This window comes from Arthrobacter woluwensis (assembly GCF_900105345.1).
Classification (GTDB): domain Bacteria; phylum Actinomycetota; class Actinomycetes; order Actinomycetales; family Micrococcaceae; genus Arthrobacter_E; species Arthrobacter_E woluwensis.
Window position 1 is genome coordinate 932,823 of sequence record NZ_FNSN01000003.1, and the last position, 12,663, is coordinate 945,485.

Below are 12,663 nucleotides of genomic sequence, written 5' to 3' on the forward strand. Positions count from 1 at the left end.
ATTCGCAGCCTCGGGAGCGTCCTACCGCGGGCCAGCGCCCGGCAGCAGCTCACGGGCGCCGAGGGCGTCCGTGATGAAGGCGTAGTCCCAGGCGCGCTCGCGCCACTGGACGTAGCGGCCGGAGGCGCCGCCGTGACCGCCGTCCATCTCGATCTTCAGGACCACGGGCTCCGAGCCGGTGTTCCTGTCCCGCAGAGCCTGGACCCACTTGGCGGGCTCCACGTAGAGGACGCGGGTGTCGTTGAAGGACGTGACCGCCGCGATCTTCGGGTACGCGGTCTCCCGGATGTTCTCGTAGGGCGTGTAGCTCTTCATGTACGCGTAGACCTCGGGATCCGTGATCGGGTTGCCCCACTCCTCCCATTCGAGGGCGGAGAGCGGCAGCTCCGGATCGAGGATGGTGGTCAGCGCGTCCACGAAGGGCACCTGCGCCACGATGGCCGCGTACTTCTCGGGCGCCAGATTCGCGACGGCGCCCATGAGGAGACCGCCGGCCGAACCGCCCAGGGCGGCGACCCGCTGCGGGTCCACCCAGCCGGCGGACACGAGGTGGTCCGTGGCGGCGATGAAGTCCGTGAAGGTGTTCTTCTTGGCGAGCTTCTTGCCTTGCTCGTACCAGCGCCGCCCGAGCTCGCCGCCGCCGCGGATGTGGGCGTCCACGAACACGATGCCGCGGTCCAGCAGCGAGAGCCGCGAGACCACGAAGGCCGGGTCCATGCTGACCTCGTAGGAGCCGTAGCCGTACACGAGACCGGGTGCGGTGCCGTCCGGCTGCACCGAACGGTGGCGCAGCACGGACAAGGGGATGCGGGTCCCGTCGGATGCCGTGGCCCACTCGCGGGTGGCCACGTAATCGGACGAGTCATAGCCGCCGAGCACGGGCTGTTCGCGGCGCAGCAGGAGCTCGCCGGCCGGTGCGTCCGCGGTGGGGAGCACGAAGTCGTACACGCGGGTCGGCGTGAAGAAGCTCGTGTAGCTCAGACGCACCATGGGGGCGTCGTGGTCGGCGCCGCTCAGGTAGGCCGTGAAGAGCTCTTCGTCGAAGACGGGCTCCACCGGCTCGGCCTGCCGCGGGGTGCCCAGTCCTGTGCGGGGCAGGAACTGCACGCGCTCCAAGGTGTCCTCGCGCACCGAGAGGACGACGAAGTCCTTCAGGATCGCGGTCCCGTTGACGCGGACGTCGTCGGAATGCGGGACCAGCGTGACCCACTGCTGATCCTCCAGGGGCCGGGCCAGCTCGTCCCACGCGACGAACGAGACCATGGAGTTCACGGCGTCGCGGTCGTGGGTCAGCAGCACGCCGTCGGTGGGTTCGCCGTCGTCGGATTCCGGGAGGGTGAACGGCTCCGCCTCGTAGAGGATGCGTGCGTCGCGGGGGATCACGGTGCGCAGGCCGGCGCCCGGGTCGGCGAAGTCGAGCAGGCGCACCTCGCTGTACTCGGAGCAGGACGAGGCGACCACGAGGTGGGTCCGCTCGGCGGACAGCTCGAAGCCGAGCCACATGCCGGGGTCGTCCTCCTGGTAGACGAGCTCGTCCTCGTCCACCGGGGTGCCCAGGGTGTGACTGCGGACCTGGTGAGGACGCCAGGTCTCATCCACCACCGTGTAGAACAGGCGCGTGCCGTCGGGGGAGAAGGCCAGCCCGTAGAAGGCCCCCTCGATCACGTCCGGCAGGAGCTCGCCCGTCCGGAGGTCCTTGATGCGGACGGTGAAGCGCTCGTCGCCGGCGTTGTCCACGGCGTAGGCGTACAGGGTGCCGTCGCGCGTCACGGCCGTGCCGCCCACGGAGAAGAAGGGCTGCCCCTCGGCTTCCGCGTTGCCGTCCAGGAGGGTCTGCTCGCCGTCGAGCACGACGTCGGCCTCCACCACCGGGGGCGTCCAGTCGGCCAGGGCGTCGCCGGAGTCCGCCGCCGCCACGCGGCAGAACACGGGGTAATCCTTGCCCTCCGCGGTCCGCGTGAAATACCACCAGCCGTCCTTACGCCCGGGCACCGAAAGGTCGGTCTCGAGCGTGCGGCCCTTGATCTCCTGGAAGATCGCCTCACGGAGAGGCTCCTGATCCGCGGTCACGGCCTCCTGGTAGGCGTTCTCCGCCTCGAGGTGCTGCACGACCTCGGCGTTCTCCTTGTCGCGGAGCCATTCGTACTCGTCCACGAAAACGTCCCCGTGGTGGATGCGTTCGACGGGGACCTTCTTGGCGCGGGGCGGCTGAGGAGCGTGTGGTGTTGCGGTCATGACCCCAGCCTAGTGGGACGGGGAGCGCTGGAGAGGGGGTACGGGATCGGCTGTCGGCGAACGCTCAGGCGGCCGCGAACCTCCGCCATCCCGGGCTGAGGCTGAGGGCAGCGGCGACCGCGATGAGGAAGCAGGAGAGGGCCAGCCAGGCCGACGGCACCCCGCCGAGCTGGGCGAGGACACCGGCGGCCACCGAGAAGACGGCCTTGGCGAGCCCAGCGCCCGCATTGCGGACCGCCATGTACCGGCCGATCTGCCCGTCAGGGGCGAGCTGGTTGGTCGCGATCTGCATGCCGACCACATGGGCGGTGATGACCAGGGCGGCGAGGCCGACCAGGAGGACCGACACGGCACCCGGCCACGGCGGCACCAGGAGCAGGCACAGCAGGCCGGCGGACACGAGGGCGTAGCGCTGGACCATCCTCCGGACCCGGGCCGAGAGGCCGAGGAACGCTCCGGCCAGGACGCCGCCCAGCATGGCGGAGATGTCCAGCGCCGAGTAGAACGGGGCGGAGCCGGGGACCACGGCGTCGGCGTACGAGGGGAGGAGCGCGGTGAGGAATTGCAGCGCTCCACTGCTGGGGATCGACACCAGGAGCACGAGTGCGAGCATCCGGCCACGGTCGCGAGGCTGTGGCGGGCCCTGCGCGCCGGCGGCCGAGACGGCGGGGATCGACGACGGCACTCCGCCCTGCGGCGCGCCCGGCCGCACGATCCGCGCCGGTCCGCCGTCGTGCGTCGCGTCCGCGCGGTCGCCGCGGCCTAGGCTCCGGACGAGCAGGACGCTCGCCGCATACAGTGCGCTCGCGGCGACGAAGCACCACGTGGCGCCGACGAACGCGAGCAGGACGCCCGACAGGCCGCTTCCGACCACGCCTCCGATGATCGTGGTCGAGGAGATCCGCCCCTGGACCGCGGGGAGGTCTTCGCGCCCGATGATCAGCCGAAGCGCACGGGCGAGCGCGCTCTTGTTGGCCAGCTTGGCGATACTCAGGGTGCCCTGCGAGGCGCAGAACAGGGTGATGAGCGCCGGCACGGGCACCTCGGCCACCACGGAGGCGGCGAGTGCCAGGGAGAAGGCCACGCACACCCAATTCGTCCGGCTCAGGGTGGTGATCGCGGATCCACGGTCGAAGGCCCGGCGCAGGGCGACCCCGGCGATCACGCCGGGAAGGTAGGCGAAGGCGTTCACCACCCCGACCATCGACGCGTTGCCGGTGAGATGCAGCGTGGTCCACAGGAGGGCGACGAGCTGTACGGCCTCAGCGACCGCGCCCACGGCGGCGAAGCACGTCAGCGCCCACCTGTGCATCTCCGCCCCTCTCGCGGCCGGGTCGGCCTGGGACCACTCCGGTTCCGTCGCCCGGCGGTCGTGGACATTAAGCCACGAGAGCGGGGGCGTCGCGAGTCACACGCCTCACCGGACGCCGCCCCCGTCCACGCGTGTCTCAGGGAAGCCGGAGGGTCCAGGGGTACGATGAGCGACATCTAGGGAGCAGGCATGCGTGCCTGCTCACCGGCGGTACAGGAGGTTCCCGTGGCGGTGCACGATGTCGGTCTGCGAGATCTGGGGCAGGGCAGTCACGTCCTGACCACGGAGGCGGAGTTTCTCAACACCGGGCTGGTGGTGGGCCAGGAAAGGGCTCTTGTCATCGACACCGGATGCGGTCCGCGGCAGGGCCGGGAGATCCTGGAGGCGGTGCGCAGCGTGACCGATCTCCCGCTCGTGGTGGTGAACACCCACGCGCACTACGACCACTTCTTCGGCAACGCCGTGTTCCAGGAGGCGGGGGCCACCGAGTTCTGGGCCCATGAGAACACCGCCCGCGCCATCGAGGAATCCGGAGATTCGCAGCGTCCGGCGGTCGAGGTTTTCGAACCCGAGATGGCGGCCGGCGAAGGGGACGCGACGGAACTCGTGGTGCCGCAGGCGATCGTCCGGGATCAGCCGGTGCTGGTGGACCTGGGCGGCGTGAGCGTGCAGCTGTTCCACCTGGGCCGCGGCCACACCGACGGCGACCTCCTGGTGGGTACGCCGACGACCCTTTACGCGGGTGACCTGGTCGAACACGGCGGCTACCCGGCCTTCGAGGACTCCTATCCGGTGGACTGGGCGGATGCGCTGCGGCACATCTCGGCGCTGCGTCACCGCTACGAGTATCTGGTCCCCGGACATGGCGCCCCGATGGACGACCGCGAGGTCAAGACCATGGCGGACACCATGGTGACGGCGGTCCGGCAGGCGCACCAGGCCACGCGCGAAACCCCGGACGACGCCACCAAGGCCATCCCGGTGCTCCCGTACGGCCCGGAGCAGTCCCGGCACTTCATCCGCAGGCTCCGCGTCACGGCGTAGGGGCGGCGCGGGCTGACGCGGGAGACCCGGAAGCGTGCTCTTGCCACTGTTGTTCGCCTCTGGATAGGCTAATAGCTCGATGATCGAGCATTTATGGCTGTCGAGTAAAGTGAAGGAACAGGGCCCGTCCCGGGTTCCTGACCTCGCCCAGGCGGCCGATGCCTCGACAGGCCGGCCTTCGGGCGGCGTGAGAAGTGTGGCGTGAGAGAGGGGACATCATGAACGACGACCGGAATTCAGGGAAGCCCGTCGAGCGGCAGGCGGCCGACGACGCCGTGGCCGAGGATGAGGTGACGCCCTCATCGCAGGGGCTCGGCGCCGTCCTCGGCGATGCTGAGCGGACGCCCAACCCGGGTCCCGTCAAGGAACCCAGCCTGGCCGACAAGGCCGCGATCGAACAGGTCTCCGAGGAGTACGAAGTCGTGCGCACCGAGGACGGCGAAGACTACCTCCAGCCGCGTGAGAGCCACGACGGCGGCGAACACCAGAACTGAGCGGCGGCTCCGACCACCACTCCGACCATCATGAGGGCCGCCCGGGAACTCCCGGGCGGCCTTCGTGCCGTCCGATCCCGCCGCACTCGCCTGCCGTGGTGACCGGGCGTGCCAGAATGCCTGGATGGACGAAACATGGGACGGGCGGATCGCCGCCTTCTGGGCCGGCGCGGACGGCCGCGATCCGGAAAGCCTTCTCGCCGCGATGACGGATCTCGTCCGGGAGCGGCCGGAGGGTGACCCGGCCGCGCTGTACGAACTCGCGTCGGTCCACGACTTCCTCGGCCACGAAAGCGAGGCGATTCCGCTGTATCAGGCGGCTCTCGACGGCGGCCTCGACGGTGAACGCAGGCCTCAGGCGGTCATCCAGCTGGCCAGTTCGCTGCGGAATGTCGGGCGCGTACCGGAAGCCGTGAGCCTCCTGCAGGACTTTCCGGAGGACCCGACGACGGGTGCGGCGTCGCAGGCCTTCCTGGCCCTCGCGCTGTTCGACGCCGGCCGCTCCCGGGAGGCCCTGCAGGTCGCCCTGGCTGCGCTCGCGCCGACGCTTCCGCTGTACTCGCGCCCGGTGGCGGCCTACGCCGAGGAGCTGGGGGAGCCGGGAAGCCGAGAGCGTCAGTGAGCTGGGTTCGCGGGTTCCGGGTGAGTTCGTGGACCGTGCCCGCGAACTCGCCGGAAACCCACGAACTCGCGTCGCGGCACCGGTACCACCGGCACCGGCCACCGCCCCGGCCCGGGCCGCACTCACCCCAGGCGCGGGGTCCTCGGGGGTTCGGTGCGGCGCTCGCCGGTGGCTTCGAACGCGGCCGCGTGGGCCAGGAGCTCGTTGTCCGAGTAGGCCTTGCCCCAGAAGCTCAGCCCGACCGGCATGCCGATGTCCGCCATGGTGCCCATCGGGACCGTGACCGTGGGGATGCCGAGGTGACGCGGGACCAGATTGCCGTTGGACACCCACACCCCGTTGCGCCACCCGAGATCCGCGGACTCCTCGCGCACGTCCATGTCGGCCGGTCCGACGTCCGCCGCGGCCGGCAGGATCACGGCGTCCAGGCCGAGCCCGTCCATCCATTCCTCGAGGTCCACGCGCCGGGTCTTCTCCAGGCCTAGCAGGCCGGACTCCAGGGTGTACAGCTCCCGTGGATGGGTGATCGGCCGCTCGGCGACGACAGCGGGGTACTCCGCGATGTCGTCATCGAATCCCGTGTAACGGTCCGGGAGTGCGCCCTCCGGGTGCGGGAAGATCGAGGCGCCGTCCACCTGCGTCAGGCTGTTGAGCGCCGGGTCGCCGTTGGCGGCGAGGAAGTCGTCCCAGCTCCAGGCGGAGAGATCGACGATCTCCTCTTGCAGGTACTCCGGGGAGACGAACCCGCGGGTCTTGATGCTCGGAGCGCCGGGGCGGTCGGACTCGTAGTTCGAGACCACGGGGAAATCGACCTCCACGACCTCGGCGCCCGCGGCTTCGAGGTCCCGGCGGGCCGCCTCCCACAGGGCGATCACCGAGGCTCGTGTGTCGATCCTCTGCCCCGTGGGACCGCCGATGCCCCGCGCCGACGGTGACTCGCCCTCCGCGAGGGTGCCGGCGTCGTCGTCCTTGTTGAGGTACATCGTCGGGACGCCGAAGCGCTTGCCGCGCAGCAGGGTGGCGCGCGCGCCGCGGTCGGCGGGGACGAGGGCCGGGTAAGACGCCGGTCGGACCTCGGACGACGCCGGGACGTCCACGAACTCCTGGACGCGCCAGAAGTCGCCGCGGGTCTCGGTGTCATCGGCGACGATCACGTCCAGGACCTCGAGCAGGTCGTCCATGCTGCGGGTGTGGGGCACCACGACATCCATGGTGGGGACGAGCGGCCAGTTGCCGCGCACCGAGATGACGCCGCGGGAGGGCGTGTAGGCGCACAATGCGTTGTTCGACGCCGGCGCGCGGCCGCTGGACCAGGTCTCCTCGCCGAGGCCGAAGGCGGCGAAGCTGGCGGCGGTCGCGGTCCCGGAGCCGTTGGAGGAGCCGGAACCGAACGCCGCGGTGAGGAAGTCGCCGTTGTAAGGGCTCTCGGCGCGGCCGTAGACGCCGCGCTGCATGCCGCCGTTGGCCATGGGCGGCATGTTCGTCAGGCCGACCAGCACGGCGCCGGCGCCGCGCAGCCGCTCGATGGTGAAGGCGTCCTTCTGTGCCACCAGGTCCTGGAAGGCGGGGGAGCCGGCCGCGGCGGTGAGGCCCTTCGCAAGGTACGAGTCCTTGGCGGTGTACGGGATGCCGTCCAGTGGGCCGAGGGTTCCACCGGAGGCTCGACGGGCGTCCGAGGCCTCGGCGTCCGCGCGGGCGGCCGGGTTCATGACCACCAGGGCGTTGAGGTCGCCGTCGTAGGCCTCGATGCGGGCGAGGTAGGCGTCCAGGAGCTCGACGGCGGTCGTCTCGCCGGAGTCGAGGGCGGCGCGCAGCTGCGCGATGGAGGCTTCGACGACGTCGATGCGGGCCATGGTGTCTCCCTTGAGAAGCGGAAGGATTTTGTTGATCGAGTGATCAATTAGTTCCACGGTAGCTAGACTGAGGCCACCATGTCAACGAAAAACTCCCCGGAGACGTCCGCGCGGCAGGCGCCCCGCGTGCGCAAGAGTCCCGCCGAACGGCACGCCGAGATCCGGGAGGCGGCCGCCGTCGTCGCGCTGGAGGAAGGGCTCGCGGCCATCACGCTGCGCCGCGTGGCCCGGCAGCTGGGAGTAGCGTCGGGGCTCGTGGCGCACTACGAGCCGAGGGTCGAGGACTTCGTGGCGGCCACTTTCGCGCGGATCGCCGCCGCCGACCGGACGGAGGTCGAGCAGGCGATGGCCGGGCTCGACGACGTCGCGCTGCGCCTGCGCGCCGTGCTCGCCAGTTCGCTGGACTCGGAGCGGCTGCCGGTCACCGCGGTGTGGGTCGAGGCCTGGGGGCTGGGCCGCCGGAACGAAGCCCTTGCGGCGGCCGTCCGCGAGGAGATGGACTCGTGGCAGGAGCTGCTGCGGAACGTCATCCGGGACGGTGTGCGCGCAGGCGTCTACTCGGCGCCGGACCCGGCGGCGGTGGCCTGGCAGGTGCTCGGAATGATCGACGGGCTCAACGCCCAGGCCCTGGTGCGCTGGGAAGGCGTCCCGGACCGTCGCGAGCACTTCCTCTCGGCGGTGGAGCACCTGCTCGGCGTGAGCTGACGCGCAGGCGGCCCGGAGCGGTCTCAGCGCCGGGGGCGGCTCAGCAGGAGAAGTCCTGCCCAGGACACCGTGTACGCGACGGCGGAACTGGCGGCGACGCCGGACCAGAACCCGCGCGTGTCCACCCCGTCGCTGCCGGTCATGCTGAGGGAACCGAGGGGGAGCTGGGGGAAGACGAAGGCCGCGACCACGCTCAGCGCCGCGATCGCCAGGGTGACCGTGGACCAGAAACGCCGGTTGGACAGCACCTTGGCGGCCCCTCCGCCGGCCGGTTCGGGGTGCCGGCTCTCGTGTATCAGGACGGGAATGGCGGTCAGGGCGGAGACGGTGCCCACCACGAGGAGCGCCGCCGCCACATCGGCGGGGCGGTGCCAGAGGTTGACCACCGTGGAGGCGCCCGAGACAAAGGCGAACGTGCCGCCGAGCGCCGCCGTCAGGGGTCGCCAGCGGGGTGGCACGGCCAGGGTCACCGCCGCTGCCGCGCTCGCCGCCAGGGTGGTGTGGCCCGAGGGGAAGGAATTGTTGCCCGGAGTCTCGACGCCGAGATCCGGCCGGGTGAACACCGTGTATTTCAGGAGCTGTGTCGCCAGATTCGCGGCGACCGCCGTGATCACCGCCCAGAGCGCCGGCGTCCACCGCTTGCCGACGAAGGCCACGAGGCCCACGATGATCGCCGCGAGGATGATCGACGCGGCCGGCAGGTTGTCCAGGATGGCCGTGGTGACCGTGTCCAGCCGCCCGCCGCCCATGCTCTTGGCCTGGGCGAGCCCCACGGCGTCGAGAGTCTGGCCGTCCACGGTCCGGATGAAGAAACGGTACATCCAGAGGATCCCGAGTGCTCCCAGGACGGCGCCGAAGGCCAGGGCGAGCGGGCGCCAGGCGGAGCCTCGGCTCCGGCGGGCGCTCCGGTGCTCGAGCGTGCTGATCGGTGACATGGGTCCAGCGTGACACAGGATTCTGGAAGCCGCCGGAGTGGTGGGCGCGGGAGAAGCCCGGCGAGCCGTCCCGGCGTCGTGCTCAGTGCGGATGAAGACCGTTTCCGCACGTCAGCGACTTGACAAAAAGTGATCCTTGACACAAAAGGCGCGTGGAACCTAATCTACCTAACACGTGTTAGGTGCGACGTCGCACCAGGAAAGGTACAACTCATGGCAAGCAAAGTGGGAGCGGTCGGGGACATCACCCGCCGTGCCGCGCTCGGCGCCCTGGGAGTCGGAGTGGTGGGGGTGACAGCGGCGTCGTGGCCGCGTCTGACTGCAGCCGACATCCCGGGCCGGGGCGACAACAGCCTCAGCATCGTCATCCAGGGCACCAAGGCGGACGCGGCCGCCCGTGAGAAGCTCGTAGCCGACTTCAACAAGGTGCACCCCGAGATCAAGGTCAAGGTGCAGGCCATCCAGTCCGTGGACTGGAAGGACTTCTTCGTCAAGCTTCTGACCATGGTGGCCGCCGGACAGTCGCCGGACCTGGTGTACGTGGCCACGGAAGGCACGCAGCTCTTCGCCGAGCGCCTCGCCGAACCACTGGACCGCTTCGTCCAGCACGATGCCTCGGTGCTCCAGGAGTACTTCGACGACGTCCACCCGAGCCTCGTGGAAGCCATGATGTACAAGGGCAGCCTGTACCAGCTTCCGCTCGACTGGAACGCCGCCAACATGTACTTCAACACCTCCGCCCTGAACAAGGCCGGACTGGAGCTTCCGCCGTCGGACTGGAGCCACCTCGACTTCCGGAACATGCTCAGCTCCATGAAGCAGGCCAACGGCAGCGACTTCACCCCGTACTACTGGACCAACCGTCTCTTCGGCGGCGTGGTGCCGTGGCTCTACATCAACGACACGAGCTTCCTCAAGGAGACCAAAGCCAGTGGCGGCCGCTGGCTCTGGGACGGCTTCTACAAGAACGACCCCAGCAGCAAGATGCGCGCGGGCGGTTCGCTCTGGGAGTCCCCGAACGCCCTCGACTCCCGGGTGGAGGAGTCCTTCGACTTCCTGCGCGGACTGGTCAAGGACGGCCTGGGCGTCCGTCCCGAGGAGGGCGGCGGCAACTCCCTGGTGGGTCTGTTCGCCTCCGGCCGCATCGGCAGCACCCCCGCGGGCGGGTACTGGGTGGAAGGTCTGCATGAAGCGGGCATGAAGGAGGACCAGTTCGACGTCTCCTTCTTCCCCAAGTGGCGCACGCAGCGACACCAGTTCGGCACCGCAGGGTACGCCATCATGAAGACGGCCAAGGACAAGGACGCCGCCTGGGAGTTCGTGAAGTGGGCGGCGTCGAAGCCGGCCATGGAGGTGGCCTTCGCCCTGCCGACCACCACGCCCACCCGGCGCTCCATGGTGAACGAGGCGCTGTACTCGGGCAAGGGACCGAAGCACTGGAAGGTCTTCTACGACACCCTGGACAAATTCCCCTCCACCGGCCCCATCCCGGCGCCGCCGGAGCAGGCCGCGGTGGAGACCGCCCTGATCAAGAACGTCTCGCTGGCCGTCTCCGGTGACCAGGCCCAGCTCAAGAACGCCATGAAGTCCCTCGAGCGGGATCTCGACCTGGCCCTCGGGAGGAACTGATGAAACAACAACGCTGGCTCCCGTGGGTCTTCCTGGCCCCCACCATCGCGGGCATGGGCGTCTTCACGCTCATCCCCATCGTCGCCTCGATCGTCCTGGCCTTCTTCCACTGGGACATCATCTCCGCCCCCGAATTCGTGGGCTTCGCCAACTTCGCCGAAGTGGCCCAGAGCCCCACGGCCCAGGTGTCCTTCATCAACACGATCCTCTTCGTCGTGGTGGCGGTGGCTCTGCAGCTCGGCATCGCCCTCGGCCTGGCCGTCCTGGTCACCGAGAAGCTTCCCAACTGGCTCCGCAGCTTCTTCCGCAGTGCGCTGTTCTTCCCGCTCGTCCTCTCGGCCGCTTCGGTGTCCATCTTCATGAAGTACCTCTTCAACGAGAAGTTCGGTGTGGTGAACTGGCTGCTGTCCCTGCTCAACATCCCCTCGGTGCCCTGGCTCACGAGCCCCACGGGATCCGCGGCCGTGATCGTCCTGGTCTACGTGTGGCAGAACTTCGGCTTCTCTTTCCTGCTCTTCCTGGGCGGCCTGGCGTCGATCCCCACCGAGACCTACGAAGCGGCGTCGCTCGACGGCGCGACCGGCTGGCGCAAGCTGGTCCAGATCACCCTGCCCCTCCTCAGCCCCACCACCCTGGTGGCCTCGGTCATGGCGATCATCTCGGCGCTCCAGGTCTTCGACCAGCCCTACGTCCTCACCGGAGGCGGACCGGGTGACTCCACCCGCACCGCGGTCATGGTGATCTTCGAGACCGCCTTCCAGCGCCTCGAATTCGGCCAGGCCTCGGCCTTGGGCGTCATCCTGACCATCATCATCATGCTGATCACGGCGGCGCAGTTCCGCCTCAGCAAGCGCTTCGTCTTCTACCAGTGAGGCCCGCCATGACCACCACCCAGACTCTCCGGCCCCGTGGCACCTCCACCGTGGACCCTGCACCGACCACCCGCCGTCGCATCGACTGGGGCATGACCGGACGGATCGTCATCCTGGCGATCGCCGCCGTGTTCACCATCGGGCCCGTGCTGTGGACCTTGTCCACCTCACTGCGCCTGCCGAGCGAATCGTTCAACCTGCCGCCGAGCTTCATCCCCTGGAACCCGGACTTCACGTCCTACGCCCAGGTGTTCAAGCAGCTCAACATGGGCCTCCTGGTCCTGAATAGCGCACTCGTCACGGGCCTGGTGGCCCTCGGCCAGATGGCCTCCGCCGCCCTGGCCGGGTACGCCTTCGCCCAGCTGGAGTTCAAGGGCAAGAGCGCCCTGTTCTCCGTCATCCTGGCCACCATGATGGTGCCGCTGCAGGTCACGATCGTCCCGGTCTTCCTGCTGATCCGCGGCATGGGCCTCTCCGACACGCTGCTGGCCCTGATCATCCCGGCCATCCCGACGGCGTTCGGCACCTTCCTCATGCGCCAGTACTTCCTGGGCCTGCCGCCGGACCTCGCGGAAGCCGCCGCGATCGACGGCGCCACCCCGTGGCGGACCTTCCGTTCCGTGTACGCGCCGCTGGCCATGCCGGGCCTGGCGATCGTGGGCATCCTCGCCTTCAACTACCACTGGAACGAGTTCTTCCGGCCCCTGATCATGACCATCTCGGAGCAGAACTTCACCCTGCCCCTGGGCCTGGTCTCCCTCCAGGGCAACATGGGCACCGGCAGCATCTCCGTGGTCCTGGCGGGCGTGATCCTGTCCATGATCCCGGCGTTCGTGGTGTTCATCTTCGGCCAGCGCACCCTGCGGGCCGGCCTCACCTCCGGCATCGGCAAGTAACCACCCCCTGTACGGCGCGGGTCCCTTCGCCGCCACGCACCCGTCGTGGCCGCGAAGGGACCCGTC

The 12,663-nt window shown here is 69.5% G+C and carries 11 protein-coding genes; 7 read left to right on the forward strand and 4 right to left on the reverse strand.

From position 1 onward, the window contains the following. Positions 1-21: 21 nt before the first annotated feature. Positions 22-2,235: a S9 family peptidase gene (locus BLV63_RS04935; RefSeq protein WP_066215829.1), complete on the reverse strand. Its 2,214-nt coding sequence runs from the start codon at positions 2,233-2,235 to the stop codon at positions 22-24. A gap of 64 nt (positions 2,236-2,299) precedes the next feature. Then, on the reverse strand, positions 2,300-3,547 hold the full coding sequence (locus BLV63_RS04940; RefSeq protein WP_066215827.1) for an MFS transporter: 1,248 nt from the start codon (positions 3,545-3,547) through the stop codon (positions 2,300-2,302). Between the two features lie 231 nt (positions 3,548-3,778). On the opposite strand from BLV63_RS04940, the gene BLV63_RS04945 reads away from it, so the two are divergent. From BLV63_RS04945 to BLV63_RS04955, 3 genes are all read left to right on the forward strand, one after another. Further along, positions 3,779-4,591, forward strand: coding sequence for an MBL fold metallo-hydrolase (locus tag BLV63_RS04945; protein WP_373277863.1), 813 nt, complete (start codon positions 3,779-3,781; stop codon positions 4,589-4,591). Positions 4,592-4,809: 218 nt separating this feature from the next. Then, entirely contained in the window at positions 4,810-5,085 is a 276-nt protein-coding gene (locus tag BLV63_RS04950; RefSeq protein WP_066215825.1) for a hypothetical protein, read from the forward strand. Between the two features lie 124 nt (positions 5,086-5,209). Further along, positions 5,210-5,707 carry a tetratricopeptide repeat protein gene (locus BLV63_RS04955; protein ID WP_066216058.1) on the forward strand — a complete coding sequence of 166 codons (498 nt, stop codon included), beginning with the start codon at positions 5,210-5,212 and terminating at the stop codon, positions 5,705-5,707. A 122-nt stretch (positions 5,708-5,829) separates the two neighbouring features. Here BLV63_RS04955 and BLV63_RS04960 read toward each other — a convergent pair whose 3' ends face one another. Then, entirely contained in the window at positions 5,830-7,560 is a 1,731-nt protein-coding gene (locus BLV63_RS04960; RefSeq protein WP_066215823.1) for an amidase, read from the reverse strand. Between the two features lie 78 nt (positions 7,561-7,638). Here BLV63_RS04960 and BLV63_RS04965 point away from each other — a divergent pair, with 78 nt between their 5' ends. Next, the gene (locus BLV63_RS04965; RefSeq protein ID WP_066215821.1) at positions 7,639-8,265 is read left to right on the forward strand and encodes a TetR family transcriptional regulator C-terminal domain-containing protein; all 627 of its coding nucleotides are present in this window, start codon (positions 7,639-7,641) and stop codon (positions 8,263-8,265) included. A gap of 23 nt (positions 8,266-8,288) precedes the next feature. Here the strand turns inward: BLV63_RS04965 and BLV63_RS04970 are convergent, their stop codons facing one another. Next, positions 8,289-9,200 (reverse strand): phosphatase PAP2 family protein, encoded by a 912-nt coding sequence (locus BLV63_RS04970; protein ID WP_066215817.1) that lies wholly within the window; start codon positions 9,198-9,200, stop codon positions 8,289-8,291. Positions 9,201-9,413: 213 nt separating this feature from the next. Between BLV63_RS04970 and BLV63_RS04975 the strand changes: the two genes are divergently transcribed. The 3 genes from BLV63_RS04975 to BLV63_RS04985 are packed head-to-tail and all read left to right on the forward strand — an operon-like array spanning position 9,414 to position 12,597. Continuing rightward, the gene (locus BLV63_RS04975; RefSeq protein WP_066215815.1) at positions 9,414-10,829 is read left to right on the forward strand and encodes an extracellular solute-binding protein; all 1,416 of its coding nucleotides are present in this window, start codon (positions 9,414-9,416) and stop codon (positions 10,827-10,829) included. Further along, positions 10,829-11,701: a carbohydrate ABC transporter permease gene (locus tag BLV63_RS04980; protein ID WP_066215814.1), complete on the forward strand. Its 873-nt coding sequence runs from the start codon at positions 10,829-10,831 to the stop codon at positions 11,699-11,701. Before BLV63_RS04975 ends, BLV63_RS04980 begins: the two co-directional genes overlap by 1 nt. Before the next feature lie 8 nt (positions 11,702-11,709). Next, a complete protein-coding gene (locus tag BLV63_RS04985) occupies positions 11,710-12,597 on the forward strand; it encodes a carbohydrate ABC transporter permease (RefSeq protein ID WP_066215813.1) in 888 nt (295 codons plus the stop codon). Positions 12,598-12,663 lie beyond the last annotated feature (66 nt).

What these genes read in the sequence shown, in the direction of transcription:
- BLV63_RS04960 (WP_066215823.1), bottom strand. Translation starts at nt 7,560, where the DNA reads ATGGCCCGCATCGACGTCGTCGAAGCCTCCATCGCGCAGCTGCGCGCC.
- BLV63_RS04985 (WP_066215813.1), top strand. Translation starts at nt 11,710, where the DNA reads ATGACCACCACCCAGACTCTCCGGCCCCGTGGCACCTCCACCGTGGAC.
- BLV63_RS04950 (WP_066215825.1), top strand. Translation starts at nt 4,810, where the DNA reads ATGAACGACGACCGGAATTCAGGGAAGCCCGTCGAGCGGCAGGCGGCC.
- BLV63_RS04935 (WP_066215829.1), bottom strand. Translation starts at nt 2,235, where the DNA reads ATGACCGCAACACCACACGCTCCTCAGCCGCCCCGCGCCAAGAAGGTC.
- BLV63_RS04940 (WP_066215827.1), bottom strand. Translation starts at nt 3,547, where the DNA reads ATGCACAGGTGGGCGCTGACGTGCTTCGCCGCCGTGGGCGCGGTCGCT.
- BLV63_RS04975 (WP_066215815.1), top strand. Translation starts at nt 9,414, where the DNA reads ATGGCAAGCAAAGTGGGAGCGGTCGGGGACATCACCCGCCGTGCCGCG.
- BLV63_RS04980 (WP_066215814.1), top strand. Translation starts at nt 10,829, where the DNA reads ATGAAACAACAACGCTGGCTCCCGTGGGTCTTCCTGGCCCCCACCATC.
- BLV63_RS04955 (WP_066216058.1), top strand. Translation starts at nt 5,210, where the DNA reads ATGGACGAAACATGGGACGGGCGGATCGCCGCCTTCTGGGCCGGCGCG.
- BLV63_RS04970 (WP_066215817.1), bottom strand. Translation starts at nt 9,200, where the DNA reads ATGTCACCGATCAGCACGCTCGAGCACCGGAGCGCCCGCCGGAGCCGA.
- BLV63_RS04965 (WP_066215821.1), top strand. Translation starts at nt 7,639, where the DNA reads ATGTCAACGAAAAACTCCCCGGAGACGTCCGCGCGGCAGGCGCCCCGC.